This window comes from Mycobacterium sp. E2327 (assembly GCF_001672675.1).
GTDB lineage: Bacteria > Actinomycetota > Actinomycetes > Mycobacteriales > Mycobacteriaceae > Mycobacterium.
In genome coordinates, this window is the sequence record NZ_LZKE01000113.1 from 1 (window position 1) to 26,591 (window position 26,591).

Below are 26,591 nucleotides of genomic sequence, written 5' to 3' on the forward strand. Positions count from 1 at the left end.
CCCCAACCTCCGGCCCCGCCCCCGCCGACTCCCACGGGCTAGCCGCGATGTGGATCGGCTGGCTCGAATTCGACGTGTTGCTGGGCGCCGGGCTGGGGGCGGGCGCGGGCGGCGTCGTCCCGGTAGCCGAGTTGCCCAATGCCAGCAGCATTTCCGCGGTCCGGCGGGAGAGCTGCCATCCGCCTTGGAACGGGGTGAACTCCATCGGGAAGGTGAAGTTGCCGTTGTTCGGCTGGGCGGTCTTGACGGTCACGGTGGCCATCACGTGCGACGGGTTCTTGTCCGACCAGGCGACGTCGTTGGCCGCGAAGCTCATCGGCAGGTAACCGTTGTCCCGCAGCGCGTTGGTGAACTTGTCCAGGGTGCCCGCGCTATCGGGGGTCGCGCCCTCGACGAGGTTCACCTTGTTGACGCCCGGCACGTTCGGGTCGGCGAGCCGGTTCAGGACGTCGATCAGGGCGTCGGGCGGGGGCAGCGGCGCGGTCGGGGGAGCCGCGACGATCAGCGGGGTCGACGTCACCGGGACCGCCGAGGAGGACGACGACACGACCTTGGTTCCGGTGTGCGCGCAGCCGGCCAGCCCGACCGCCGCCACCGCCGCGACGGCACTCAGCGCAACGGTCAAGCGTCGGTGCATAAGGTTCGTTCTGTGACTAGGCGATCGGGCCCGCCGTCGGGCCAACGGGTGCAATGGAAGTCACACCGGGCCCGGCCCGCCGGGAGAAGACGGTGCCGGCGGAGCCGGTGGCAAGGGCTTTTAGGGCCACGGCTGTCCTTTCGCTCGGCAAGATTCGTGGCAGAGATTACCAGTGGAACCAAAGTCTTAACTTTTCGTGAGCATTTGACTCCGCACATCAACCGGCAATCGCCGGTAGCGTTGAAGTACCACCGCACATTTCGGGGCGGGAAAGGAGCGCAACATGGGTGACTCAGAGCGTTCTGAAGCATTCGGCAATGCCCGTGAAACTGGCATGTCCAGCGGCGATGCTGCCGAATTGGAACAGTTACGCCGTGAGGCAGCGGTGCTGCGCGAGCAACTGGACCATGCTGTCGGGTCGGCAGGCGGCACACGATCCGCACGCGACGTGCATCAACTCGAGGCTCGCATCGACTCCCTCGCGGCGCGAAACTCAAAGTTAATGGAAACCCTCAAAGAGGCCCGTCAGCAACTGTTGGCGCTGCGCGAAGAGGTCGACCGGCTGGGTCAGCCGCCCAGTGGCTACGGCGTTCTGTTGGGGGCGCACGACGACGAAACGGTCGACGTGTTCACCTCGGGTCGCAAGATGCGCCTGACGTGCTCGCCCAACATCGAGGTCGGTTCGCTGCGCAAGGGCCAGACGGTCCGGCTCAACGAGGCCCTGACCGTCGTCGAGGCCGGCACGTTCGAATCGGTCGGCGAGATCTCCACGTTGCGCGAGGTGCTGAACGACGGTCACCGCGCGTTGGTCGTCGGCCACGCCGACGAGGAGCGCATCGTGTGGCTGGCCGAGCCGCTGGTCGCCGAGGACCTGCCGGAGGGCCATCCCGACGCGCTCAACGACGACAGCCGCCCGCGCAAGCTGCGTCCGGGTGACTCCCTGCTGGTCGACACCAAAGCCGGTTACGCCTTCGAGCGCATCCCCAAGGCCGAGGTCGAAGACCTGGTGCTGGAAGAGGTGCCCGACGTCAGCTACCAAGACATCGGCGGCCTGACGCGCCAGATCGAGCAGATCCGCGACGCGGTCGAGCTGCCGTTCCTGCACAAGGAGCTGTACCGCGAGTACGCGCTGCGCCCGCCCAAGGGTGTGTTGCTCTACGGCCCGCCCGGTTGCGGTAAGACCCTGATCGCCAAGGCGGTCGCGAACTCGTTGGCCAAGAAGATGGCCGAGGTGCGCGGCGACGATGCCCGCGAGGCGAAGTCGTACTTCCTCAATATCAAGGGCCCCGAGCTGCTCAACAAGTTCGTCGGCGAGACCGAGCGGCACATCCGCCTGATCTTCCAGCGGGCCCGTGAGAAGGCCTCGGAAGGCACGCCGGTGATCGTCTTCTTCGACGAGATGGATTCAATCTTCCGGACCCGCGGCACCGGGGTCTCCTCGGACGTCGAGACGACGGTGGTGCCGCAGCTGCTCAGCGAGATCGACGGCGTGGAAGGCCTCGAGAATGTCATCGTTATCGGCGCCTCCAACCGCGAGGACATGATCGACCCCGCGATCCTGCGGCCCGGTCGCCTCGACGTGAAGATCAAGATCGAGCGCCCGGATGCCGAAGCGGCGCAAGACATCTTCTCGAAGTACCTGACCGAGACGCTGCCGCTGCACGCCGACGACCTCGCCGAGTTCGAGGGCGACCGCACGGCCTGCATCAAGGCGATGATCGAGAAGGTCGTCGAGCGGATGTACGCCGAGATCGACGACAACCGGTTCCTGGAGGTCACCTACGCCAACGGTGACAAAGAGGTCATGTACTTCAAGGACTTCAACTCCGGGGCGATGATCCAGAACGTCGTCGACCGGGCGAAGAAGAACGCGATCAAGTCGGTGCTGGAGACCGGTCAACCCGGCCTGCGCATTCAGCACCTGCTCGACTCGATCGTCGACGAGTTCGCCGAGAACGAGGACCTGCCCAACACCACCAACCCCGATGACTGGGCGCGGATTTCGGGCAAGAAGGGCGAGCGGATCGTCTACATCCGCACCCTGGTCACCGGCAAGTCGTCGAGCGCGTCGCGGGCCATCGACACCGAGTCGAACCTGGGCCAGTACCTGTAGGTGCCTGTCGGTCCTGCGGACTAGCGTCGCTGGGGTGCGGCTCCAGTTCGATGACGACGACGCCTACCGCGTCGCCCGTGATGCGCTGCTCGACGAACTCGACGGATGGTTGGATAGGCCCGCGGCGGAACGGGCGGCGGTGATCACCGACGTCAGGGTTGTCCTCGACTGGCGGTATCACCACTCCAGCGGTGTTCTCGACGAATTCGCCCCGAATGACATCACGGAGTTCCTGCTGGAGTGGTGCCCGCGGCGGTTTCAGGGTCACCCCAAAGGTGCCGCGTATCTCTGCAATGCGGTCGGTGTCTATCTCGACTTCATGGCGGCCACCGGGCGCCTGGTCGGCGGGCCGGACCGGGCCGGTCGATTGAGGCGGCTTGCTGCCGATCTCGAGCCGACCGTGCGCGCAGAAATGCACAACCCCACTCCTGCCGTGGACTGGTCCGACGAGGACGACCCGAGGCTGCAGGCCGCTCTGGACGAGATCGAGGAGAAGTATGGCCCGGGCTCGGCGCGGGAACCGTACGAGTTGCCGTTCATCTATGTCCCGCCGCCGCTGGCGGAGGTGGAGGCCGTAGCGGCTGAGGCGCCGTTGCTGGCCAAGGTCGATGGCCTACGCGACTATCTAGGCCCGGATGGCAAGCAGCTGACGGACAAGGGGAATCTGAAACTTGCCGACGGTCGAGCGTTGGTGGGGTTGTTGGATACCGGCGACGAGATGGATCCACAGATCGGCGACAAGACGTGGCGCACCCACACGACCGCGAACTTGCCGCAGTTGAACTTTATTGTGGACGTTGCCAAGCGGGCCGGCGCGGTCCGTGCGCGCCAGCGTCGTTTGGTTCCGGTGAAGGCGTGGGCCGCCCGCCCGGCCGTCGATCGGGCCGCCGCGCTGTTCGCGTCGATCCTCGAACTGGGCCCGTTGGAATTGATGTACTCGGGCCGGATCTGGTTCCTCGACGAATTGCACGAGGTGCTCGACGACGGGATCGTCCATTGGCTTGCCCCGCTGCTTGCGAGCGACAGCGCCGAGATAGCTTTCCAGTCGTTCCTCGAGTGGGCTCAGTCGGTGGTGGCGCGGCAGGTCGCCCCGTACATGCCGGAGCGGGAGGAAAACCTCGATTACTTCACCGAGCGTGACCTGGCCCGGATCTTCGATGTTCTGGAGGGCACTGGTGTGGTGCGCTGGGCCGACCGCGTCGAACTACCGGAAGAGTTTGGCCCCAGTTATTGGACCGGCGGCACCGTGACGATGACCGCGCTTGGCCGCCACCTGCTGCCGGATCATCTCGACAACGCTGGATACGTGCTGCGCCGCGCGGAGCGCATCGCCGACAGCGATGGCGCCGAGTTGATCGAAGCCATGTTGGCGGCGGCGGAAACGCAGCAAGACGCGCTCTTAGCAGCCTGGCAGTCCGAACGTCCCGCCGTCGAGCGAGTGCAAATGCTCACCGAGGCCGTCGCGGCGGCTTCGCGTGCCGAATGTCGGATGATGGGTTTCGCTGCGCTGCATAAATTCGACATCGAGGTTGCCGAACCCTTCGTTCGTCAGCTGTTGGACACTCCGGTCGCGGGTCACGCCGCGCTGTGGTTGATGCAGCGAAACCGCGCTGACGCAGAAACCCTCGGCAACTTCGTCGATGTCGCGGTACTCGTCGACGTGCTCTCGAGCACGTTGGAATCGCCCGAAGAGCTGTGCAGCCTGTTCGCCGGCGTGCCCGAGCCGTTGCGGCTGCTGGAGACCATGTGGCGACATCCCGCCCCCGAGACGGCGCCGGTGCTCGATGCGCTGGGCCGTCATCTGCCCGATCACGCGCTCGCCAAAGCGGCGCGGAAAGCCGCTGTGCGACACCGCAGTTGGATGGCGAATCGCAGCTAGTCGCCCCGGAGGCGGCCTAAGCGGCCGTCAGGTCTCCAGCGAGTAGCTGTTGGTCAGGTTGTCCTGCAGCACCTGCGCGGCCTCGGTCCGGGTGTCCACCCGCAACTCCTCGGTCAGCACGCGCGGCTTGTAGCTCCACCCGTCGGGCAACTCGAGCCGGCTCGCGAGCCCGGGCAGGTCTTCCCGCTTGAGGTTGGGATCGGTGACCTGGCTCCAGGTCTGCATGACCCAGCGTTTCCCGTGGGGATCGATGAGTTCGTAGACCTCTTCGCCGGCGTTGAACACGAAAACCGTGTGGCGGCTGACCTTGTTCACGCTGAACGGCGCGGGGTTCATCGACGACAGCAGGACGGTGGCCTGCAGGATCATCTCGATGCCCCCGAAATTCTTGGTCACTTGCGGGCCCTGTCGCTCCTTTTCGATGGAGTTCATCAGCCAATAGCGGGGGCCGTTGAGCAGGGCCGCGGCCGCGCCATTCTCGGCGGCGATCGCGTGGGGGTCCAACGCCGACCACAGCTCGGCGGGACAGTCGTTGAGCGGGAAGCTGTTGTAAACCGACGCCTGCGGGCCGGCCTCGCCGGGAGTCACGAGAAGCACTTCCCCGTAACGCTTCCCGGCCAGGTCGCCTACCGGTTCGTCCACTTCCTCTTCGGCGCGGTGGCGAGACACCCTGTGAAATTAATCACTGCCCTGGTCGGCGTCAACTTCACACGCCGGTGCGGCCACGGCGCCGCGGTAGCGGTTGCGCGCGATCAGGGTCGTGTGCAAGTCGTCGATGAGCGGGTCGAGGAACGTCGATCGGTATTCGGCGTCGCCGGCCGCGCGGGCGCTGATGTACATGAACGTCAACGCGCCGAGGAACAGCGTCATGTGGATCAGCGAATCCGGCACCGGCAGCGTGAATCCCAGCACCGTCGCGGTGCTCGTGTAGGTGTGGGTCCATTCGTTGAGCAGCGACGGGCTGAGCACGATCAGCCCGAGGATCAGGTAGATGGTGGCCGTGACCACCGCGACCACCAGAATCTGCGCCAGCTGCGACGCGGCCAGCACGAAGATGACGTTGAGGCGTTCGGTTCGCTTCAGCGGTGCGCAGTCGGGCGTATCCGGCATGGCCGCGAAGGGCGTGTCGGCAAGCCCCGCGGTGTCGGTGGGCAGCGTTGCCGTCGACCGCAGCATCGGCCGGGCCCGATCGTGGGTGGCGGAGACGACGAAGGCCGCGGCGATCGAGACGAGGAATGCCATTGCCAGTCCCAGCCGTTCCCCACTGATCGTCGCCGCCATCAGCCAGACGTAGGTGTTGAAGAACACCAAGGCGGTCAGCAGCACGACGGGCAGCGCCCGCACCGCCAGGGCCCCGACCGTCGTCAGGTGCGACAGCATCATGCGCACCGCCCACCCGACGACCGATCCGACGCCGCAGCCGGTCAAGACCAGCACCGCGGCCACCACGACGGCTTCCTGCGCCAGTTGCGCGGGCCCGCCCACGATGGTTCCGACGCACGCCACGACGGCCACCGCGACCGTCGACACCGCCGCGCGGGTGCGGCCGCTGTGTGACCGCGAGACCAGCCAGCCAACGACAGCCATCAGCGGAAGGGCGAGCCCGATGATCGTCAGCAGGATCACCTCGGAGGTCGTCGGCTCCCCGCTGATGTGGACGTCGCGGCCACCGGTGATCAGGTAGATGGGCAGGACGCAGGCCTGCAACGTCGCGTACGCCGCAAGCATGGGGGCCGACCGCGGCCAAAGGCGCCGCCACCGCGACCGCCTCGTCAGCACCGAGGGCAAACCCCGGTTCAGGAACCAGCTTTCGGCCGCGGCGCTCGCCGTCCCGCGCGAGGGGCGAAGGGAAAGCTCCATGCGGGCAAACCTAGCGGCACCGCGGCGCCAGCTGGCGCTTATCGCACCCGATTCGGGCTTCATTGTCGCTGGCCCGGGGTCGGTCGCCCGGCCGGTCGCAACCCCGCCTCGGGGTCTACATCGTCACCCGGCCTATCTTGAAGTAATGCAAAGGATTATCGGGACGGAGGTCGAGTACGGCATCTCGTCGCCGTCGGACCCGACCGCCAACCCGATCCTGACCTCGACGCAGGCGGTCCTGGCCTACGCGGCCGCCGCCGGCATCCAGCGCGCCAAGCGCACCCGCTGGGACTACGAGGTGGAATCGCCGCTGCGCGACGCCCGCGGCTTCGACCTGAGCCGCTCCGCCGGGCCCCCGCCGGTGGTGGACGCCGACGAGGTGGGCGCGGCCAACATGATCCTGACCAACGGGGCGCGGCTCTACGTCGACCACGCGCACCCGGAATACTCCGCCCCCGAGTGCACCGATCCGCTGGACGCGGTGATCTGGGACAAGGCCGGTGAGCGGGTGATGGAGGCCGCCGCGCGGCACGTCGCCAGCGTGCCCGGCGCCGCGAAACTGCAGCTCTACAAGAACAACGTCGACGGCAAGGGCGCCTCCTACGGGTCCCACGAGAACTACCTGATGTCGCGGCAGACGCCGTTCTCGGCGATCATCGCGGGCCTGACGCCGTTTCTGGTGTCCCGGCAGGTGGTCACCGGTTCCGGCCGGGTCGGCATCGGGCCCGCCGGCGACGAGCCGGGCTTCCAGCTGTCGCAGCGCTCGGACTACATCGAGGTCGAGGTCGGGCTGGAGACCACCCTCAAGCGCGGCATCATCAACACCCGCGACGAGCCGCACGCCGACGCCGACCGGTATCGCCGGCTGCATGTGATCATCGGCGACGCCAACCTGGCCGAGACGTCGACGTATTTGAAGCTGGGCACCACGGCGCTGGTGCTCGATCTGATCGAGGACGGCCCCGCCCACGGGATCGACCTGAGCGACCTGGCGTTGGCGCGGCCGGTGCACGCGGTCCACGCCATCAGCCGCGATCCGTCGCTGCGGGTGGCGGTGGCCCTGGCCGATGGTCGCGAGCTGACCGCCCTTGCGCTGCAACGGATTTACCTTGACCGGGTGGCGAAGCTGGTCGACAGCCGCGACCCCGACCCGCGCGCGGCCGACGTCGTCGAGACGTGGGCGGACGTGTTGGACAAGCTCGAGCGCGACCCGATGGACTGCGCCGAGCTGCTGGACTGGCCGGCCAAGCTGCGGCTGCTCGAGGGCTTCCGGCAGCGGGAGAACCTGAACTGGTCGGCGCCGCGGCTGCACCTGGTCGACCTGCAGTATTCCGACGTGCGGCTGGACAAGGGGCTGTACAACCGGCTGGTCGCGCGCGGTTCGATGAAGCGCCTCGTGAGCGAGCACCAGGTGCTCGATGCCGTCGACAATCCGCCCACGGACACGCGCGCGTACTTCCGCGGCGAATGCCTGCGCAGGTTCGGTGCCGACATCGCCGCAGCCAGCTGGGACTCGGTGATTTTCGACCTCGGCGGCGATTCGCTGGTCCGCATCCCGACGCTGGAGCCGCTGCGCGGCAGCAAGGCCCACGTCGGAGCTTTGCTGGACTCCGTGGACAGCGCGGTCGAACTGGTGGAACAACTGACCAGCTAAGTGGCGTTGGATCGGGAAACGTCGACGTTGACCGGTACTGTAGAAGAACCGGCGGGCGTGTGACGCCGGTTAACACGAGCCGATAACAAAGCAGGAGGCGGCGATGGCTCAGGAGCAGACCAAGCGTGGTGGTGGCGGCGGCGACGAAGACGATTTCGCCGACGGCACAGCCGCGGGCCAGGAGCGTCGCGAGAAGCTTGCCGAAGACACCGACGACCTGCTTGACGAGATTGACGACGTCCTTGAGGAAAACGCCGAGGATTTTGTCCGCGCGTATGTCCAAAAGGGCGGACAGTGACCTGGCCGTTCGCCGATCGACTGTCCTTTAACTCCCCACTTCCCGGGAATCCGGCTGTAGACCTGTCCTCGTTTGCTGACCACCTCCGCCGCCACGCGCCGGAGCTGCTGCCGGCGAGTTTTGGCGGCGGCGCGCAAACCGTTGCCGCGGGCGACCAGCTGCCGCACGGGACCACGATCGTCGCGTTGAAGTACCCGGGTGGCGTTGTCATGGCGGGTGACCGGCGCTCGACGCAGGGCAACATGATCGCCGGGCGCGACGTGAAGAAGGTGTACATCACCGACGACTACACGGCCACCGGCATCGCCGGGACCGCCGCGATCGCCGTCGAGTTCGCCCGGCTTTACGCCGTGGAACTCGAGCACTACGAGAAGCTCGAGGGCGTGCCGCTCACGTTCGCCGGCAAGGTCAACCGGCTGGCGATCATGGTGCGCGGCAACCTGGCCGCGGCGATGCAGGGGCTGGTCGCCCTGCCGCTGCTGGCCGGGTATGACATCCACGCGGCGGACCCGGAAAGCGCCGGCCGCATCGTGTCGTTCGATGCCGCCGGCGGGTGGAACATCGAGGAAGAGGGCTACCAGGCGGTGGGATCGGGCTCGATCTTCGCGAAGTCGTCGATGAAGAAGCTGTATTCGCAAGTGTCCGACGTTGATTCCGCGCTGCGGGTGATCGTGGAGGCGCTCTACGACGCCGCCGACGACGATTCCGCGACCGGCGGCCCGGATCTGGTCCGCGGCATCTACCCAACGGCGGTCACCATCGGTGCCGAGGGCGCGGCCGAGGTGCCGGAGAGCCGCATCGCCGAACTGGCCCGGGAGGTCATCGAAAGCCGCTCGCGGGCGGACACTTTCGGGCCCGACGCCGAACCGCGGGGTAAGAAGAAGTGAGCTTCCCGTATTTCATCTCGCCCGAACAGGCGATGCGCGAGCGCAGCGAGCTCGCGCGCAAGGGCATCGCCCGGGGCAAGAGCGTGGTGGCGCTCGCCTACGCCGACGGCGTGCTGTTCGTCGCCGAAAACCCGTCGCGGTCCCTGCAGAAGATCAGCGAACTCTACGACCGCGTCGGCTTCGCGGCCGCGGGCAAGTTCAACGAGTTCGACAATCTGCGGCGCGGCGGCATCCAGTTCGCCGACACCCGGGGCTACGCCTACGACCGCCGCGACGTGACCGGGCGGCAGCTGGCCAACGTCTACGCGCAGACCCTCGGCAGCATCTTCACCGAGCAGGCCAAGCCCTACGAGGTCGAGTTGTGCGTCGCCGAAGTCGCCCACTACGGCGAGTCGAAACCGCCTGAGCTGTACCGCATTACCTACGACGGCTCGATCGCCGACGAGCCGCATTTCGTGGTGATGGGCGGGACCACCGAGCCGATCGTCACCGCGCTCAAGGACTCCTACGCCGAAAACGCGCACCTGCGTGAGGCTTTGGGCATCGCGGTTGCGGCGCTGCGGGCGGGCAGCGCGGAGGCCTCCAACGGCGATCAGCCCGCCCTCGACGTGGGGAGCCTCGAGGTCGCCATCCTGGATGCCAACCGGCCGCGGCGGGCGTTCAAGCGGATCAATCGCCCGACCCTGGAGAACTTGCTGAAGAAGTCGGGCGGCGCGAAGTCCAAGGACGCAAAATCCGGCGGGGAAGAGTCGGAAACGAAGGGTGAGTCCTCGGAATAGATCCGGCCGATAACATCCCCGGGCGCGGCTTCTGCACCTTTGCGGCGCGACAACCAGTACCCTCGATTACGTGCAGCGACGAATTATGGGCATCGAGACCGAGTTCGGTGTCACCTGCACGTTCCACGGCCATCGCCGGCTGTCTCCGGACGAGGTCGCCCGGTACCTGTTCCGGCGGGTGGTGTCGTGGGGCCGCAGCTCCAACGTCTTCTTGCGAAACGGCGCGCGCCTCTACCTGGATGTCGGGAGCCATCCCGAGTACGCCACGGCCGAGTGCGACAGCCTGGTGCAGCTGGTCACCCACGACCGGGCCGGCGAATGGGTGCTGGAAGACCTGCTGGTGGACGCCGAGCAGCGGCTCGCCGACGAGGGCATCGGCGGCGACATCTACCTGTTCAAGAACAACACCGACTCCGCGGGCAACTCCTATGGCTGCCACGAGAACTACCTGATCGTGCGGGCCGGCGAGTTCTCCCGGATCTCCGATGTGCTGCTGCCCTTCCTGGTCACCCGCCAGCTGATCTGCGGGGCCGGCAAGGTCCTGCAGACCCCCAAGGCCGCGACGTTCTGCCTTTCCCAACGCGCCGAGCACATCTGGGAGGGCGTCTCCTCGGCCACCACGCGCAGCCGCCCGATCATCAACACCCGCGACGAGCCGCACGCCGACGCCGAGAAGTACCGGCGCCTGCACGTCATCGTCGGCGACTCCAACATGTGCGAAACGACCACCATGCTCAAGGTGGGCACCGCGGCGCTGGTGCTGGAGATGATCGAGGCCGGCGTGCCGTTCCGCGACTTCTCGCTGGACAACCCCATCCGCGCGATTCGCGAGGTGAGCCACGACGTCACGGGCCGGCGGCCGGTGCGATTGGCGGGTGGGCGGCAGGCCAGCGCGCTGGACATCCAGCGCGAGTACTACAGCCGCGCCGTCGAGCACCTGCAGACCCGGGAGCCCAACGCCCAGGTCGAGCAGGTCGTCGACCTGTGGGGCCGGCAGCTCGATGCTGTCGAGAGCCAGGACTTCGCCAAGGTGGACACCGAGATCGACTGGGTGATCAAGCGCAAGCTGTTCCAGCGCTACCAGGACCGCTACAACATGGAGCTGTCCGACCCGAAGATCGCTCAGCTGGACCTGGCCTACCACGACATCAAGCGCGGCCGCGGCGTCTTCGATCTGCTGCAGCGCAAGGGCCTGGCCGCCCGGGTGACCACCGACGAGGACATCGCGGAGGCGGTCGACCACCCGCCGCAGACCACTCGCGCGCGGCTGCGCGGCGAGTTCATCAGCGCCGCCCAGGCGGCGGGCCGCGACTTCACCGTCGACTGGGTGCACCTGAAGCTCAACGACCAGGCGCAGCGCACCGTGCTGTGCAAGGACCCGTTCCGGGCGGTCGACGAGCGGGTCAAGCGGCTGATCGCGAGCATGTAGCCGGGTGGTCGGTTCACGGCCAGTCACATCAGTCACATCGGCACCGTCGTGGCACCCCATGTCGAATCGCGAACGTGATAGCGCGGGCGCCATCAAGTTTTTAGAGTCGGTGCCCGGGCTCGCGACCGGTGCGGCGGCCGTGAATCGTGCGACGCGGCCCGCCGGCGTAAGCGCCGCGCGGGGACCATCGAATAACCTGGGACAAATGGCGACCTCGAAAGTCGAGCGGCTGGTTAATCTCGTGATCGCCCTGCTGTCCACCCGCGGCTTTGTCACCGCCGAAAAGATCAGGTCCAGCGTCGCCGGCTATTCCGACAGCCCTAGCGCCGAGGCGTTTTCGCGGATGTTCGAGCGCGACAAGAACGAATTGCGCGACCTCGGCATCCCGCTGGAGGTCGGCCGGGTGTCGGCCATGGATCCCACCGAGGGCTACCGGATCAACCGCGACGCCTACGCGCTGGCGCCGGTCGACCTCACCCCGGATGAGGCGGCCGCGGTGGCCGTCGCCACGCAGCTGTGGGAGTCGCCCGAACTGATCACCGCCACCCAGGGCGCCCTGCTCAAGCTGCGCGCCGCCGGCGTGGACGTCGACCCGGACGCGCCGGTAGCCATCGCGTCCCCGGCGGGCGTGCCGGGCCTGCGCGGGTCGGAGGAGGTGCTCGGAATCCTGTTGTCCGCCATCGCTTCCCGTCAGGCGGTGCAGTTTCGGCACCGGCCATCGCGGGCCGAGCCCTACACGACGCGCACCGTCGAGCCCTGGGGCGTGGTCACCGAGAAGGGCCGCTGGTATCTGGTCGGCCACGACCGCGACCGCGACGCCACCCGCACCTTCCGGCTGTCCCGGATCGGGGCCGACGTCACGCCCATCGGGCCGCCCGGTGCGATCACCGTGCCCGACGGCGTCGACCTGCGCAAGATCGTGGCCCAGACGGTCAGCGAGTGGCCGGCCGGCGGGCAGGCCCGGGTGTGGGTCGCCGACGGGCGGGCCACCGCGCTGCGCCGCGCCGGCAGGTCGACCGGGCCGCAGCGGCTCGCCGGCCGCGACGGCGAGGTGATCGAGCTCGGCATCGGATCCGCCGACCAGCTGGCCCGCGACATCGCCGGCTATGGGGCCGACGCCGTCGTGCTCGAGCCGCAATCGCTGCGCGACGAGGTGCTGGCGCGACTGCGCGCGCATGCGGAGGTGCACAGCTCATGACCCCCGTGTCCACCCGATTGGTTCGGCTGCTCAACATGGTCCCGTATTTCCAGGCCAACCCGAAGGTCACCCGGGCCAAGGCCGCGGCCGACCTCGGGGTGTCGGAGAAGCAGCTGGAGGAGGACCTCAACCAGCTGTGGATGTGCGGTCTTCCCGGTTACTACCCGGGCGACCTCATCGACTTCGAGTTCTCCGGAGACACCATCGAGGTGACGTTCTCCGCTGGCATCGACCGGCCGCTCACGCTCACGTCGCCGGAGGCCACCGGCCTGCTGGTGGCGCTGCGGGCGCTGGCCGACATCCCGGGCGTCGTCGACCCGGAGGCCGCGCGCAGCGCGATCGCCAAGATCGAGGCCGCCGCCGGCGCCGTCGGGCACGACGCTTCGGCGGCGGTGGCGGCGGTCGACGAGCCCGCGCCCCTCGAAAGCCGCGCCGCGGCGGCCGTGCGCACGGCGGTGCAGTACAAACGCGCGCTGGCCATCGACTACTACTCCGCCTCGCACGACACCCTGACCAGCCGGGTCGTCGACCCCATCCGGGTCCTGCTGATCGGCGGGCACAGCTATCTGGAGGCGTGGTCGCGCGAAGCCGAAGGCGTCCGGCTGTTCCGCTTCGACCGGATCGTGGACGCCACCGAGCTGGGCGAGCCGGCGGCCCCGCCGGAACCGGCGCTGCACGCGCCGCCGGACACCTCGCTGTTCGACGGCGATCCGTCGCTGCCGTCGGCGCGGCTGTGGGTGGCGCCCGCGGCCTCGTGGATGTTCGAGTACTACCCGATGCGCGAGGTGCTTGAGCTGGCCGACGGCTCGTGCGAGGCCGTCATGACCTACGCCTCGGAAGATTGGATGACGCGGCTGGTGCTGGGCTTCGGGTCGGCGGTGCGGGTGCTCGAACCGGAGTCGCTGGCCCGTCGTGTACGGGATGCCGCCGCGGCCGCCCTGGAGTCCTACCAGGTCGCGGCGCGGCCACAATAGCCGCGACCGTTGCTGCGGTAGCATCGGGTGGACGTCTGGAGGTAATCAAAGTGGGCAGTCTTAGTCCGTGGCACTGGGCGATCCTCGCTGTCGTAGTGATCCTGTTGTTCGGTGCCAAGAAGCTCCCCGATGCCGCGCGCTCGCTGGGCAAGTCGATGCGCATTTTCAAGTCCGAGATGCGGGAAATGCAGACCGAAGGCAAGTCCGAGGCGCCGTCCATCGAGACCCCCCAGCCCGTGCAGTCGCAGCGGGTCGACCCGCCGGCGACCACCGAGCAGGGGCACACCGAAGCGCGCCCGGCCTAGCCGCGCCGCCGCGGTGCCCGAGCGCCCCTGATCGACCGCAAAGACCACCGTGAAAGGTTTCAAGGCTTCGGCGCGCACAGCGGGCCTGCTGAAACGGCTCAACCCTCGTAACAGGCGCAGCCGCACCAACCCCGACGCGACGATGTCGCTGGTCGACCACCTGACCGAGCTGCGTACCCGGCTGCTGATCTCGCTGGCCGCCATCCTGGTCACGACGGTTTTCGGGTTCTTCTGGTACTCGCACGGGATCTTCGGGCTGGAGAGCCTCGGCGAATGGCTGCGCCACCCGTACTGTTCGCTGCCGCAATCGGCGCGGGCGAGCATCAGCGCCGACGGGCAGTGCCGGCTACTGGCCACCGCACCGTTCGACCAATTCATGTTGCGCCTCAAGGTCGGGCTGACGGCCGGGCTGGTGCTGGCCTGCCCCGTCTGGCTCTACGAGCTGTGGGCGTTCATCACGCCCGGGCTCTACCAGAAGGAGCGTCGCTTCGCGGTCGGGTTCGTGGTGCCCGCCGCGGTGCTGTTCGTCGTCGGCGCCGTGCTCGCCTACTTCGTGCTGTCCAAGGCGCTGGGGTTCCTGTTGACCGTCGGCAGCGACGTGCAGGTGACCGCGCTGTCCGGGGACCGGTATTTCGGCTTCCTGATCAACCTGCTGGTGGTCTTCGGGGTCAGCTTCGAGTTCCCGCTGCTGATCGTCATGCTCAACGCGGTGGGTGTGCTCAGCTACGAGCGGCTCAAGTCCTGGCGGCGCGGGCTGATCTTCGGCATGTTCGCCTTCGCGGCCATCTTCACGCCCGGATCGGACCCGTTCTCGATGACGGCGCTGGGGATCGCGCTGTCGGTGCTGCTCGAGTTCGCCATCCAGATCTCCCGACTGCACGACCGGCGCAAGGCCAAGCGCGAAGCCCAGGTCACGATTCCCGACGACGAGGCGTCGGTCATCGAGCCGCCCGAGCCGATACCGGGGCCGATACCGGAGCCGTCCTTCACGGCCGGGCAGCATGACGACGTCACCTAGCCTCCCCTGGCGCGAGCGTGCGTGTCTGTACGCCGACACGCCGCCGCTGACGTACATTTGCGCACCCTCGCGGGATCCGGCAGCGGCGTGACCGAGCTGCCCAAGCTGGCCGAGCTGGCGCGGTTCGCCACGGAACTCAGCTTCACGCTGGACGACTTTCAGCGGCGCGCGTGCGAGGCGCTGGAACGCGGCCACGGCGTGCTGGTGTGCGCGCCGACCGGGGCCGGCAAGACCGTCGTCGGTGAATTCGCGGTGCACCTGGCGCTGGCGTCGGGCGGCAAATGCTTTTACACCACGCCGCTGAAGGCGCTGAGCAACCAGAAGCACACCGACCTGAGCGAGCGCTACGGCCGCGACCGGATCGGGCTGCTGACGGGCGACATGTCGGTGAACGGCGACGCGCCCGTCGTGGTGATGACCACCGAAGTGCTGCGCAACATGCTCTACGCCGATTCGCCCGCGCTGCAAGGGCTTTCGTATGTGGTGATGGACGAGGTGCATTTCCTTGCCGACCGGATGCGGGGCCCGGTGTGGGAGGAGGTGATCCTGCACCTGCCCGACGAGGTGCGCTTGGTCAGCCTTTCGGCGACGGTGAGCAACGCCGAGGAGTTCGGCGGCTGGATCCAGACCGTGCGCGGCGACACCACCGTCGTCGTCGACGAACACCGGCCCGTTCCGCTGTGGCAGCACGTGCTGGTTGGCAAGCGGCTGTTCGACCTGTTCGACTACTCGCACGCCGTGCCGGACGCCGGCGGCAAGCCGCGCGTCGACCCGGACCTGGTGCGCCACATCGCCCATCGCCGCGAGGCGGACCGCATGTCGGACTGGCAGCCGCGGCGCGGCCGCTCGGCGCGACCGTCCCGCCCGCGCTTCTACCGGCCGCCCCCGCGGCCGGACGTGATCGGCATCCTGGATTCCCAGGGCCTGCTGCCGACGATCACGTTCGTGTTCTCCAGGGCCGGCTGCGACGCCGCCGTCCAGCAGTGCCTGCGATCGCCGCTGCGGCTGACCAGCGAGGAGGAGCGCGCGCAGATCGCCGAGGTGATCGAGCACCGCTGCGGGGACCTGGCCGACGCCGACCTGGCGGTGCTCGGCTACTACGAGTGGCGCGAGGGCTTGCTGCGCGGGTTGGCGGCCCACCACGCCGGGATGTTGCCCGCGTTCCGCCATACGGTCGAGGAGTTGTTCACCGCGGGCCTGGTCAAGGCGGTGTTCGCCACCGAAACGCTGGCGCTGGGCATCAACATGCCCGCCCGCACGGTGGTGCTCGAGCGGCTGGTCAAGTTCAACGGCGAGCAGCACGTGCCGCTGACACCGGGGGAGTACACGCAGCTGACCGGGCGCGCCGGGCGGCGCGGCATCGACGTCGAGGGCCACGCGGTGGTGCTGTGGAATCCCAGCGAGGAAACCACCGAACCGTCCGCGGTGGCCGGGCTGGCGTCCACCCGCACCTTTCCGCTGCGCAGCTCGTTCGCGCCGTCGTACAACATGACGATCAACCTGGTGCAGCAGATGGGGCCCGAGCAGGCGCACCAGTTGCTCGAGCAATCCTTCGCCCAGTATCAGGCCGACCGTTCCGTGGTCGGCCTGGTTCGCGGCATCGAGCGCGGCCAGCGGATGCTCGACGAGATCGCCGCCGAGCTCGGCGGACACGACGCGCCGGTCTTCGAATACGCGCGGATGCGTGCGCGGATCTCCGAGATGGAGCGCGCGCAGTCCCGCGCATCGCGGCTGCACCGACGGCAGGCCGCCAGCGATGCGCTGGCCGCGCTGCGCCGGGGCGACATCATCACGATCACCCACGGCCGGCGCGGCGGGCTGGCGGTGGTGCTGGAGTCGGCGCGCGACAGCTCCGACCCGCGCCCGCTCGTCCTCACCGAAAACCGTTGGGCGGGAAGGATTTCCTCGGCGGACTATTCGGGCGCGACGGCACCCGTCGGCTCGATGCCGTTGCCCAAGCGCGTTGAACATCGTCAGCCGCGGGTGCGCCGCGACCTGGCCTCGGCCCTGCGGTCGGCGGCCGACGGGCTGGCCGTTCCGGCCGCGCGCCGCGGCGGTCGCGGCGACGGTGACGGCGCGTTCCACGACCCGGAGCTGGCGTCGCTGCGCACCGAACTGCGCCGGCACCCCGCGCACAGCGCCCCCAATCTCGAGCCCCAGATGCGCCAGGCCGAGCGGTACCTGCGCATCGAACGCGACAACGCACAGCTGGAGAAGAAGGTCGGCGCGGCCACCAATTCGTTGGCGCGCACGTTTGACCGGATCGTCGGGCTGCTCACCGAGCGCGGCTTCATCCAGGGCCCGGCCACCGATCCGCACGTCACCGACGACGGCCGGCTGCTGGCCCGGATCTACAGCGAGAGCGACCTCGTGGTCGCCGAATGCCTGCGCACCGGCGTGTGGGCGGGTTTGAAACCGGCCGAGCTGGCGGCCGTGGTCTCGGCCGTCCTATACGAGTCCCGCGGCGGTGACGGCGCCGGCGCCGCGTTGGCCGCCGAGGTGCCCACCCAGCGGCTGCGGCAGGCGCTGCAGCAGACCTCGCGGCTGTCGATGGCGCTGCGCGCCGACGAGCAGGCACACCGGATCGCCGCGAGCCGCGAACCCGACGACGGCTTCGTCAACGTCATCTACCGCTGGGCCCGGACGGGAGACCTGGCCGCGGCACTGGCCGTCGCCGATGTGTCCGGCGGCGGCTCGCTCCAACAGGGAATGTCGGCGGGGGACTTCGTGCGGTGGTGCCGCCAGGTGCTCGACCTGTTGGACCAGGTTCGCAACGCCGCGCCCGATCCGGAGCTCCGGGCGGCCGCCAAGCGGGCCATCAATGACGTCCGGCGCGGCGTCGTCGCAGTTGACGCCGGGTAGGCTGGGCGCGAGCTACCGTTACATGGCGCTAATGGCGCGAGAGACAAGGGAACTGAGGAGAAGGAATGAGCGGACCGCAGGGGTCGGACCCGGGTCACCAGTGGCAACCGCCCGGTCAGAGCGGCGATCAGTCCTCGGAGCCCACCCAGGTGGCGCCAACGCACTGGCAGCCGCCGCAGCAGCAGCCCGGCCAGGAGCAGACGTGGCAGGCCCCGGCCTACACGCCGCCCGCCGACTACCCGCAATACCAGCAACCGGCCGAGCAGGCGTACCCGCAGCAGTACCCCCAGCAGCCGGGCTACGGCCAACCGCCGCAGTACGGCGAACAGCCCCAGCAATACGCCCAGCCCGGCCAGTACGCCCCGTACGGCCAACCGGGCCAGTACGGCCAGCCGGCGCAGCCGGGCCAGCCCGGCCAGTACGGCCAATACGGTCAGCCGGGTCAGTACGGTCAGCCCGGCCAATACCCGCAGCAGTACGCCCCCTACGACCAACAGCCGGCGAAGAAGCGCTCGATGGCGCTGATCGGGGGCGTGGTCGGCGTGATCGCGTTCCTGGTGATCGCCGTGGTGCTGGTGCTGGGCTTCTGGCAGCCCGGGTTTTTCGTCACCACCAAGTTGGACGTCAACAAGGCGCAGGCCGGTGTGCAGCAGGTGCTGACCGACGAGACCAACGGCTACGGCGCCAAGAACGTCAAGGACGTCTCCTGCAACCACGGCCAGGACCCCGTCGTCAAGAAGGGCGCCACCTTTGACTGTGACGTCAGCATCGACGGCGCCAAGAAGCACGTGACGGTGACCTTCCAGGACAACAAGGGCACCTACGAGGTCGGCCGGCCCCAGTAGGGGCCGTCAGCCGGGCAGGCCGTCGAGCGCCTTTTGCAACCGGGCCACCGGTGACCCGACCCCCAGCTCGGTCGCCAGCTTGGCGGTGCGTCGCGGATGGGCGGCGACCAACGGCAGTGCGTCGGTGGGTGTCGACAGCGTGACCGGCGCGTCGGTGGCCACCCGCACCACCTTGCCGGCGGCCTCGATGTAGTCGGTCGCGCCCAGCAGCTTCGCCCGTAAACTCTTGGCCATCTTGGACTTTGGGTCATGGGCGGCGGCCAGGATTCCGTCCAGCGAACCGTGCTGGGCCAGCAGTGTGGCCGCCGTCTTCTCGCCCACACCCGGGACGCCGGGCAGGCCGTCGGACGGATCGCCGCGCAGCAGCGCGAGCTCGGCGTAGGCCGGCCCGGCCCGTTCCCGCGGCACGCCGTAGTGCTCGGCCACCTCGGCCGGCCCGAACAACGTGGCCTTGGTCAGTCCGCGGCCCAGGTAAAGCACCCGAACCGGGATGGGATCGTCGGCGACCACCTGCAACAGGTCGCGGTCGCCGCTGACCACGACGACGGGGTCGGTGCGCTCCCGCGCTGCCAGCGTGCCCAGCACGTCGTCGGCCTCGAAACCCTCCGCGCCCGCCGTCGGGATCCCGAACGCGTCGAGCAGCTCCATGATCATGTCGATCTGCGGCGTCAGGTCGTCGGGCACTTCCTCGATGTCGGGCTGACCCTCCGGTTCCGGCTCGGCGACCCGGTGCGCCTTGTACGACGGGATGAGGTCGACCCGGAATTGTGGCCGCCAGTCCAGGTCCAGGCACACCACCAGCCGGCCGGGCCGCTGCTGGCTGATCACGACTGCCATCGAGTCGAGGAAGCCGCGGACGGCGTTGACGGGCCTGCCGTCGGGCGCTTTGATCGACGACGGCACGCCGAAGTACGAGCGGAACCACATGCTGGCGCCGTCGAGGAGCACGAGCGGTTCGGGCATGCGGGCTATCCTGCCAGCGCCGTTAATCTGGCTGCCATGGACTCGCATCGATTCGACGCGGGGGTGTACGCGCGCCGGCTGGCAGCGGCGGCCGCGGCGACCGCCGACGCCGGGCTCGCCGGCCTGGTGATCACCCCGGGCTACGACCTGCGTTACCTCGTCGGCTCGCGGGCGCAGACCCTCGAGCGGCTCACTGCGCTGGTCCTGCCGGCCACCGGCGACGCGACGATCGTGGTGCCCCGACTGGAGCTGGCCTCCCTCAAGGAGTCCGCCGTTGCGGAACTGGGCGTGGCGGTGCGGGATTGGGTCGACGGCGACGACCCCTACCGGCTGGTGAGCGAGGCGTTGGGCGGCGCACCCGCCGCGACCGCCGTCACCGATTCCATGCCCGCGCTGCACCTGTTGCCGCTGGCCGAGGTCCTGGGCGTGCTGCCGGTGCTGGCCACCGACCTGCTGCGCGAGTTACGGATGGTCAAGGAGGAATGCGAGGTCGACGCGCTGCGCAAGGCCGGTGCGGCCATCGACCGGGTGCACGCCCGCGTGCCGGAGTTCCTGCGGCCGGGCCGCACCGAGGCCGACGTCGCGGCGGATATCGCCGAAGCGATTGTCGCCGAAGGACATTCGGAGGTGGCCTTCATCATCGTCGGCTCGGGCCCGCACGCGGCCGACCCGCATCACGGCTATTCGGATCGGGAATTGCAGGTGGGCGACGTCGTCGTCGTCGACATCGGCGGCGCCTACGAGCCGGGCTATCACTCCGACTCGACCCGCACCTACAGCATCGGCGAGCCCAGAGCCGATGTGGCCCAACAGTATTCGGTGCTGGAACGAGCCCAGCGCGCCGCGCTTGACGCGGTCCGTCCGGGCGTCACCGCCGAGCAGGTCGACGCCGCCGCCCGCGACGTGCTGGCCGAGGCCGGGCTCGCGGAGTTCTTCGTGCACCGCACCGGGCACGGCATCGGGCTGTCGGTGCACGAGGAGCCGTACATCGTCGCCGGCAACGACCTGCCGTTGGCGGCGGGCATGGCCTTCTCCGTCGAACCCGGCATCTACTTCCCTGGCCGGTGGGGCGCCCGGATCGAGGACATCGTCGTCGTCACCGAGGACGGCGCCCTGGCGGTCAACAACCGGCCGCACGAGTTGATCGTGGTTCCCGCGCCCTAGCTGGCATGACGGTAGTGCCGCGTAGGTTGGGCGACGTGTCGATCCTGGACCTCACGCTGCTACCGCTGCGCATCGCGCGCCACGTCGCCGACGCGGTGTTGCACCCGGCGGCGCCCGCGCCCGCGCCGCCCGGCGAACTCGTCGTCGTCGACGGGATGCCCGAAGGCGTGCCGCCGGCCGCGCGGCGCCCCGAGCCGCGCCTGCCCGTGCCGCCGAATTGGCCGTTCGGAGAGGAGTTTCCGCGCACCTGCGGCGCGGGCCGGCTGGCCGGCGGCGCCGTGTTCTGGACGGACTTCCTCTACGACGACCACGGCGCGACGGGCATCCCGGTCGGGGACCTGAAAATCCAGGCGCCGCCGCGCGGCACCTACGTCTACCCCGACGGGCCGGCCGCCCGCAACGGCGCCGACATCTTCCGCGTCGCCATCGGCCTCACCGACACCCACACCTGGTGGCGGGTCGACTGGAACACCCTGCTGGACGCCTCGGTGCCCGTCGCGCTGTTCACTCTTGACACCGACCCCGCCCGGACGGCCGCCGCCGACTGGCCGGCCGGGGCGGGCGTGCGCTCGGCGGGCATCGACACGGCCCTGCTGCTGTCGGGGCGCGGCGCCACGTTGATCGACCTGACCACCCAGGCGGCGACGCCGGTCGAGCACAGCGTGGATTTGCAGTCGCGGTCGTTTATTGCGCAGGTCCCGCGGTCGCTGGTGGAACCGGAAGGGAGCTGGACGGTCCGGCTGGCCGCCGGGCTGGCCAATGCGGCGGGGGACGGGTTCGCCGACGTGCCCGCCGAACACGGTGCGTTGCCCGGGCAGCCCAACGTCTACAACGTCGCGTTTCGCACCAACGAGCAGGAGCCGCCGCACCTGAACTTCTGGTCGGACTCGACCCAGGCGGCGGCTTTGACGCATGGCGACGTGTCGGCGTTCGCGGTGACGGTGCCGTGGGCCCGGCTGGCGGCCCGCGAAACCGAGCCCCAGCCGGTGCTCACCGGCCCGTCGACCCGCTGGTACGTGTCCTCGGTGGAACTCGGTCAGGGCTTGTCGGGCGACGACATCTTGAGCACCAAGCCGCAATTCCTCGGGCGCGTGCAGCCGTATTCGGTCTGCCTGCCGTCCAGCTACACCCCGGGTCGTGCGCTGCCGCTGACGCTCTTGTTGCACTCGCTTGCCTTGGGCCAGAGCCAGTTTGCCGCGATCGACCCGCGGCTGCTGCACGAGGTGTGCGAGGGCCGCGACTCGGTGGTGGTCACCCCGCTGGCCCGGGGCCCGTCGACCTGGTACTTCGACACCGGGGAGCTCGACATGTGGGAGGTGTGGGCCCGGGTCGCCGAACAGCTGGGCACGGACCCGAATCGCACTGTCGTATCCGGCTATTCGATGGGCGGGTATGCGGCCTACAAGCTCGGGCTGAGCTATCCGCAGGTCTTCTCGCAGGCGGTGGTCCTGGCCGGGCCGCCGGCGTGCGGGGTGCGGCTGCTTCCCGACGTCGACATCCCGGCCGACCTCGACCTGGACTCTCCCTGCGCCCGGGAGGGTGACACCTGGAAGTTGCTGGTGAATGCCCGCTGGCTGCCGTACGTCATCGCACACGGGCTGGTCGATGAACTGGTGCCGTTCGCGTCGGCGGCCGAGCAGGTGCTCGAACTGGACCGGCTGGGCTACCGCCATCGTTTTACGGTGTATCCGCTCGAGGATCACCTCGCCTGGGTGCTGCAGGACAAGTTCGAGGACCCGATCGCTCACATGGGAACCGGTCTGCGCCAAGCTGATCCGGGACACATCACGTTCGCGTGGTATCCGCAATTGGTGCGCGCGGATCTGGGGATCGGGCCCCACCAGGTGTGGTGGCTCTCGGAGCTGACCGCCGATCCCTCGGTAACCGCGCGGCGCGGGGCCGTCGCCGAGGTCGACGCGCGCTCGTATGCCCGTCCGGACCCGACGCACACGATTCGCCACCACCGCGGCGTGCTTTTGAACTTCGAGCCGACGCCGGGGTTGTACAGCGAGCTGGACTGGCAAGTCGGCCGGCCCGTCGGCGCGCTGCCGTACCTGACGCTGCGCCTCAGCGGCGTCGCGGGCCTCACGCTCGACGTTGCGCGCGCCGGGCTGGCCGCGTTGCCGTCGTCGACGATCACGGTCACCACCGACAAGGCCGCGCGGATCACGCTCGGCGGGCTGCCCGACGGCGCATCGGTGCAGCTCGACGGTGAGCCGGCCGGGGCGACCGTCGCGGTGCCGGCCGGGCGGCACCGCATCACGTTGCGTGTCGCCAGGTGAGTCTTCTGGCTCTGCGACCTGGGTGAATAGCGTCGCGCAGGGCCGTCCGCGAGAATTTCGCGCGTGGGCCCGTTGGCGGTTGATCCTGAGGCGCTGTTCGCAGCCGGCAGCGCCGTGGCTGCCGCAGGTGATGGTCTGGCCGCGAATCTGACCGTGTTGACGGCGGGTTTTGCGGCCCACACCGGCATGGATGCCGCCGGCGAGGTGTTCGGCCTCGGGTACCAGGACGCCGCCGAGTCGCTGTTGAAGGCCGCGGCTGCCGCGGTCAACGCCTGCCGGCAGAGCGGGGCCCTGATACAGCAGGGCGCGTCGAACTATTCCAAGGCGGAGGCGGCGTCCACGCTGGGTGGCGGGGACGGCGCGCTGCAAGCCCCGGCAGAACCGGCCAAGATCTCGGCGCCCGGCCCGCCGGGCACCTGGGGCAAAGGGGAGCCGCCGCCGCTGCTGTGGGCGGTGGTGCAGTCGTTCGTGGACTCTGTGTGGCCGGACGGTGACGTGGCCGGGATGCACGCGGCCGCGGCAAGTTGGCGGGGCTTCGCCACGTCGGTCATTGGGATGCAGGGCGCACTCAACGCCTCGAAGTCGCTGCTGGCCGCGCAGCAGATACCCGAGGGCGGCAAGATCGACGAGGCGTTGTCGCACATCGCCACCGGGATGGGGCAAATCTTCGAGGCTTCCTCGAAGATCGCGACCGCGCTCGACAATTTCGCCAACGACGTGGGGCGGGCGCAGAACGCGATCCGCGACCTGCTGAACCGGCTGGGGTCATTGACCGACCTGGGGCACGACCTGATGTTGATCGTCAAAGGCGATGCGCTCGACGAGATCAAGAAGATCGCCAAAGACGTCAACGACGTGCTGCACAACTTGGGGCGGGAAGCCCGGGCCTCCGAACAGGCGATCAAGCTGGGTTTGGGGGTCGTCGACGGCCTGGTCGTCAAGCTGGAGAAGTACGTGCGCGGCGAGCTCAAAGATTTTCTGGGCGACGCGGTCGGAAACCAGGTGGCAACGGTTTTCGACGTCTTTGCCAACGCCAACGAGGGAGTTCTGAAGGGCGCCGTCGGGATGGCGACGTCCATGGCGGACCTCGACCCGCGCTGGTTCCTCATAGATCCCCAAGGTGCGGCGTCGACCTGGGCGGGACTGGGGAAAGGCCTCTGGAAGGGAAGCATCTTCAACGCCCTGATTAACCCGCAGGAGGCCGGCGAAGCTCAATTGCAGCAGCTGAAAGGCGTTCTGCACCTTGATGATTGGAGTACAGCTCGCCCAGGATTGGGGCTCGGGGAAAACGCTTTCGATGTCGCGACGCTGTTCATTCCGGGAGGCGGTGAAGCGGCCGCCGCGGCCGATGGTGCCGGGGCGGCCGCGCGCGGCGCCGAGGCGGCTGCGCAGGCGGAGCGTGCCGCCGGCAGAGCGGCGGACGGGCTCGCGGGTGTCGTTGGTCCCCGCGGTGCACTCGCCGATATCGCCGGGAAGGGCAGCAGCCTGACAAAAGACCTCGAAGGCGTGACCGGAGAGCTGCCCAAGATCGAGCCTCCGGTCGGCGGCCAGCCCGTTGCGTTGCCTCCCAAGTCGGTTGACGCGCCGGTCGGTTCGGCGCCACGTGCGCCTGATGCGCCGCCGGGTGCACCTCACGGACCGACTGCCGAGCCCAGGCCCGCCGAGGCCGGCGGTCCGCGCGATCCGGCCGGTACCGCGTCAGCACCATCGCATGCTTCGCCGGGTGGTCCGCACGATCCCGTGGGTGGTCAACCGCATGAACCGGTGCCAGCGCCGGCGGGTGGTCCGCATGAACCAGCCTCAGTGCCGGCCGGCAGCCCGCGTGAGCCGATACCGGCAACCGCACCTGCATCGCATCCGCCATCCGTTCCCGCTGCGGTGGGCGAACGTGTTCCGGCAAATGTGCCGGAACTGGCTGATCATTCGCCGGCTCCAATGCAGGTGTCGCCGAGTGGGGCTCCCGTCGAACCCGCGCCTGCCGTCGCGCACGCATCGCAGCCGGCACCATCGCTCTCCTCAACGGCGCCACATTCCACTCTTCCGGGAGGCCATCCGACAGAACTTCCGGGCAGCAGCGGTTGGCACGGGCCCGGCGACAGTGGTCCGCGCGGTGGTCACTCCGGCGACGGTGGCGGTCCGCACGGGCCCGCGGATGGAGGGCCGCCCCATGATGGACCGGACGGACGCCCGGCAGGCGGCGACGGTTCGCCCGGGCCCGGGCATGGCGGTTCCCCAGACGGTGGGCGGGATCCCATACATTCCCATGAGCCCTCCGGCAATGGATGGCATCGACTACCGGACGGACCACTTGACCCGCATTACGGCGAGCCGTTGCACGATCATTGGGACTTTACGGATAACCCAGCTGACCCAAGTCACATCAAGCCATCCGTGGCGAAACTTATCAACGACCCTGAGGCGCCTTTCGGCCGTGACCCCTCTGGGCGCACGTACACTGCGCACGAATACGCCGAGCGATTTAATAAGCTGAGCTCTAACGGCTCTCATTATATGAATTTCCCTGGAAATGATGGTGCCGTGCCGGGCACAAAAATCGCCTTCACCGATGCGGATCAGTTTGTCAAGCATTACGGCAGGCTGCTTGACCGGGTCGGGTTAGAGAACGGAAAGTACCTTGCAGTAATGGAAGACGGCCTACCTGCGTCTTGGGAGGCGCGGGCGCTCCATGTGAACAGCCTTGTCGACCCCTATAATTCCTACCTGTTAAAGACTCTCCCCGACGGGTGGGGGATCGAAGTCTCTGAGGTGGCACCCGGAATGGGTCAACCTGGTGGATCAATACAAGTTCGGATATTGAACTCGGAGGGTAGAGCGATGACAGTTGAAGAGTTAACCGATCCGGATATTGGTGTGTTGGAATGACAGACCGCATCGAGATCTCTCCGCGGCTTGAGCAATGGGCCCAGCGGGCCGGGTATACGCTGACGCCTGGATCCTGTACCGAAGACGGACGGGCCATATTCTCGTCGTCTTTGGGTGAAGTTCGACTACTAGTCGGACGCAGCCAGGGCGACTGGTTCCTCATTACAGATTCTGACCGCATGGGTCCCGAACACTTCATTCTCAGTGCTCCATCGATTGACACCATTGAAAGGTATTTTTTCGGCAGATTCTGCATGTCGATTAGGAGTAACCTGGGCATGCCGCGTGTGCGTACTCCAGATCTGGACGAGAACGCGTCTGCGCAATTCAGCATCGGCACCCGCGAGTTTGAAGGTGTCGAGCGTTTTGCCTTGATCGCGTCCGACGGCTCAACCGTTGCGATAGGTAGCGCTGACAGAGTTACTGCGAAGGCAGAACTCACCAAGCTCGCACTCTATGTGACGGCAACAATAGACGAAATTGAAGCGTCGGCCTTCGATCCAGACGGAAAACCGCTTTTCGCGCATCGATAGCTAGCAGAGTGCGAACTAACGGCTTGTG

The 26,591-nt window shown here is 68.3% G+C and carries 21 protein-coding genes; 17 read left to right on the forward strand and 4 right to left on the reverse strand.

Annotation, left to right across the window (positions count from 1 at the left end):
• On the reverse strand, nucleotides 1-637 hold a 637-nt coding region (locus tag A5712_RS12885), incomplete at its 3' end, for a hypothetical protein (protein ID WP_231982116.1).
• 283 nt (nucleotides 638-920) lie between these two features.
• Between A5712_RS12885 and arc the strand changes: the two genes are divergently transcribed.
• Both arc and A5712_RS12895 read left to right on the forward strand, forming a co-directional pair.
• Nucleotides 921-2,750, forward strand: coding sequence for a proteasome ATPase (arc, locus tag A5712_RS12890; protein WP_068105191.1), 1,830 nt, complete (start codon nucleotides 921-923; stop codon nucleotides 2,748-2,750).
• Between the two features lie 34 nt (nucleotides 2,751-2,784).
• Nucleotides 2,785-4,629, forward strand: coding sequence for a hypothetical protein (locus tag A5712_RS12895; protein WP_068105193.1), 1,845 nt, complete (start codon nucleotides 2,785-2,787; stop codon nucleotides 4,627-4,629).
• A gap of 27 nt (nucleotides 4,630-4,656) precedes the next feature.
• On the opposite strand, the gene A5712_RS12900 is transcribed toward A5712_RS12895, so the two are convergent.
• Together A5712_RS12900 and A5712_RS12905 are read right to left on the reverse strand one after the other, a co-directional pair.
• Nucleotides 4,657-5,271: a hypothetical protein gene (locus A5712_RS12900; RefSeq protein WP_156766548.1), complete on the reverse strand. Its 615-nt coding sequence runs from the start codon at nucleotides 5,269-5,271 to the stop codon at nucleotides 4,657-4,659.
• A gap of 36 nt (nucleotides 5,272-5,307) precedes the next feature.
• A complete protein-coding gene (locus A5712_RS12905; RefSeq protein WP_082973417.1) occupies nucleotides 5,308-6,489 on the reverse strand; it encodes a hypothetical protein in 1,182 nt (393 codons plus the stop codon).
• Between the two features lie 145 nt (nucleotides 6,490-6,634).
• On the opposite strand from A5712_RS12905, the gene dop reads away from it, so the two are divergent.
• From dop to A5712_RS12960, 11 genes are all read left to right on the forward strand, one after another.
• Nucleotides 6,635-8,143, forward strand: coding sequence for a pup deamidase/depupylase (dop, locus tag A5712_RS12910; RefSeq protein WP_068105196.1), 1,509 nt, complete (start codon nucleotides 6,635-6,637; stop codon nucleotides 8,141-8,143).
• Between the two features lie 103 nt (nucleotides 8,144-8,246).
• Nucleotides 8,247-8,441, forward strand: coding sequence for a ubiquitin-like protein Pup (locus tag A5712_RS12915; RefSeq protein ID WP_066913345.1), 195 nt, complete (start codon nucleotides 8,247-8,249; stop codon nucleotides 8,439-8,441).
• Nucleotides 8,438-9,328: a proteasome subunit beta gene (gene prcB, locus A5712_RS12920; RefSeq protein ID WP_068105198.1), complete on the forward strand. Its 891-nt coding sequence runs from the start codon at nucleotides 8,438-8,440 to the stop codon at nucleotides 9,326-9,328. The genes A5712_RS12915 and prcB overlap by 4 nt, the downstream gene beginning before the upstream one ends.
• Nucleotides 9,325-10,107 carry a proteasome subunit alpha gene (gene prcA / locus A5712_RS12925; protein ID WP_068105200.1) on the forward strand — a complete coding sequence of 261 codons (783 nt, stop codon included), beginning with the start codon at nucleotides 9,325-9,327 and terminating at the stop codon, nucleotides 10,105-10,107. The genes prcB and prcA overlap by 4 nt, the downstream gene beginning before the upstream one ends.
• A gap of 70 nt (nucleotides 10,108-10,177) precedes the next feature.
• Entirely contained in the window at nucleotides 10,178-11,536 is a 1,359-nt protein-coding gene (pafA, locus tag A5712_RS12930; RefSeq protein ID WP_156766545.1) for a Pup--protein ligase, read from the forward strand.
• 205 nt (nucleotides 11,537-11,741) lie between these two features.
• Nucleotides 11,742-12,734 carry a YafY family protein gene (locus A5712_RS12935; protein WP_068105205.1) on the forward strand — a complete coding sequence of 331 codons (993 nt, stop codon included), beginning with the start codon at nucleotides 11,742-11,744 and terminating at the stop codon, nucleotides 12,732-12,734.
• Nucleotides 12,731-13,708: a YafY family protein gene (locus A5712_RS12940; protein ID WP_068105214.1), complete on the forward strand. Its 978-nt coding sequence runs from the start codon at nucleotides 12,731-12,733 to the stop codon at nucleotides 13,706-13,708. The genes A5712_RS12935 and A5712_RS12940 overlap by 4 nt, the downstream gene beginning before the upstream one ends.
• Nucleotides 13,709-13,758: 50 nt before the next feature.
• Nucleotides 13,759-14,013: a Sec-independent protein translocase subunit TatA gene (tatA, locus tag A5712_RS12945; protein WP_068105216.1), complete on the forward strand. Its 255-nt coding sequence runs from the start codon at nucleotides 13,759-13,761 to the stop codon at nucleotides 14,011-14,013.
• A 49-nt stretch (nucleotides 14,014-14,062) separates the two neighbouring features.
• The gene (tatC, locus tag A5712_RS12950; protein WP_156766546.1) at nucleotides 14,063-15,031 is read left to right on the forward strand and encodes a twin-arginine translocase subunit TatC; all 969 of its coding nucleotides are present in this window, start codon (nucleotides 14,063-14,065) and stop codon (nucleotides 15,029-15,031) included.
• A 96-nt stretch (nucleotides 15,032-15,127) separates the two neighbouring features.
• Entirely contained in the window at nucleotides 15,128-17,893 is a 2,766-nt protein-coding gene (locus A5712_RS12955) for an RNA helicase (protein ID WP_068105281.1), read from the forward strand.
• A 65-nt stretch (nucleotides 17,894-17,958) separates the two neighbouring features.
• Nucleotides 17,959-18,738, forward strand: a complete 780-nt coding sequence (locus A5712_RS12960) for a DUF4333 domain-containing protein (RefSeq protein WP_068105218.1) — start codon at nucleotides 17,959-17,961, stop codon at nucleotides 18,736-18,738.
• Between the two features lie 6 nt (nucleotides 18,739-18,744).
• Here the strand turns inward: A5712_RS12960 and A5712_RS12965 are convergent, their stop codons facing one another.
• A complete protein-coding gene (locus A5712_RS12965; RefSeq protein ID WP_068105220.1) occupies nucleotides 18,745-19,701 on the reverse strand; it encodes a 5'-3' exonuclease in 957 nt (318 codons plus the stop codon).
• 36 nt (nucleotides 19,702-19,737) lie between these two features.
• On the opposite strand from A5712_RS12965, the gene A5712_RS12970 reads away from it, so the two are divergent.
• The 4 genes from A5712_RS12970 (at nucleotide 19,738) to A5712_RS30225 (ending at nucleotide 26,563) form a co-directional block, all read left to right on the forward strand.
• A complete protein-coding gene (locus A5712_RS12970) occupies nucleotides 19,738-20,865 on the forward strand; it encodes a Xaa-Pro peptidase family protein (RefSeq protein WP_068105223.1) in 1,128 nt (375 codons plus the stop codon).
• Nucleotides 20,866-20,870: 5 nt separating this feature from the next.
• Nucleotides 20,871-23,147, forward strand: coding sequence for an alpha/beta hydrolase-fold protein (locus A5712_RS12975; protein ID WP_369830389.1), 2,277 nt, complete (start codon nucleotides 20,871-20,873; stop codon nucleotides 23,145-23,147).
• A 63-nt stretch (nucleotides 23,148-23,210) separates the two neighbouring features.
• Nucleotides 23,211-26,030 carry a glycohydrolase toxin TNT-related protein gene (locus A5712_RS12980; RefSeq protein WP_068105225.1) on the forward strand — a complete coding sequence of 940 codons (2,820 nt, stop codon included), beginning with the start codon at nucleotides 23,211-23,213 and terminating at the stop codon, nucleotides 26,028-26,030.
• A complete protein-coding gene (locus A5712_RS30225) occupies nucleotides 26,027-26,563 on the forward strand; it encodes a TNT antitoxin family protein (protein WP_082973418.1) in 537 nt (178 codons plus the stop codon). Before A5712_RS12980 ends, A5712_RS30225 begins: the two co-directional genes overlap by 4 nt.
• Nucleotides 26,564-26,591 lie beyond the last annotated feature (28 nt).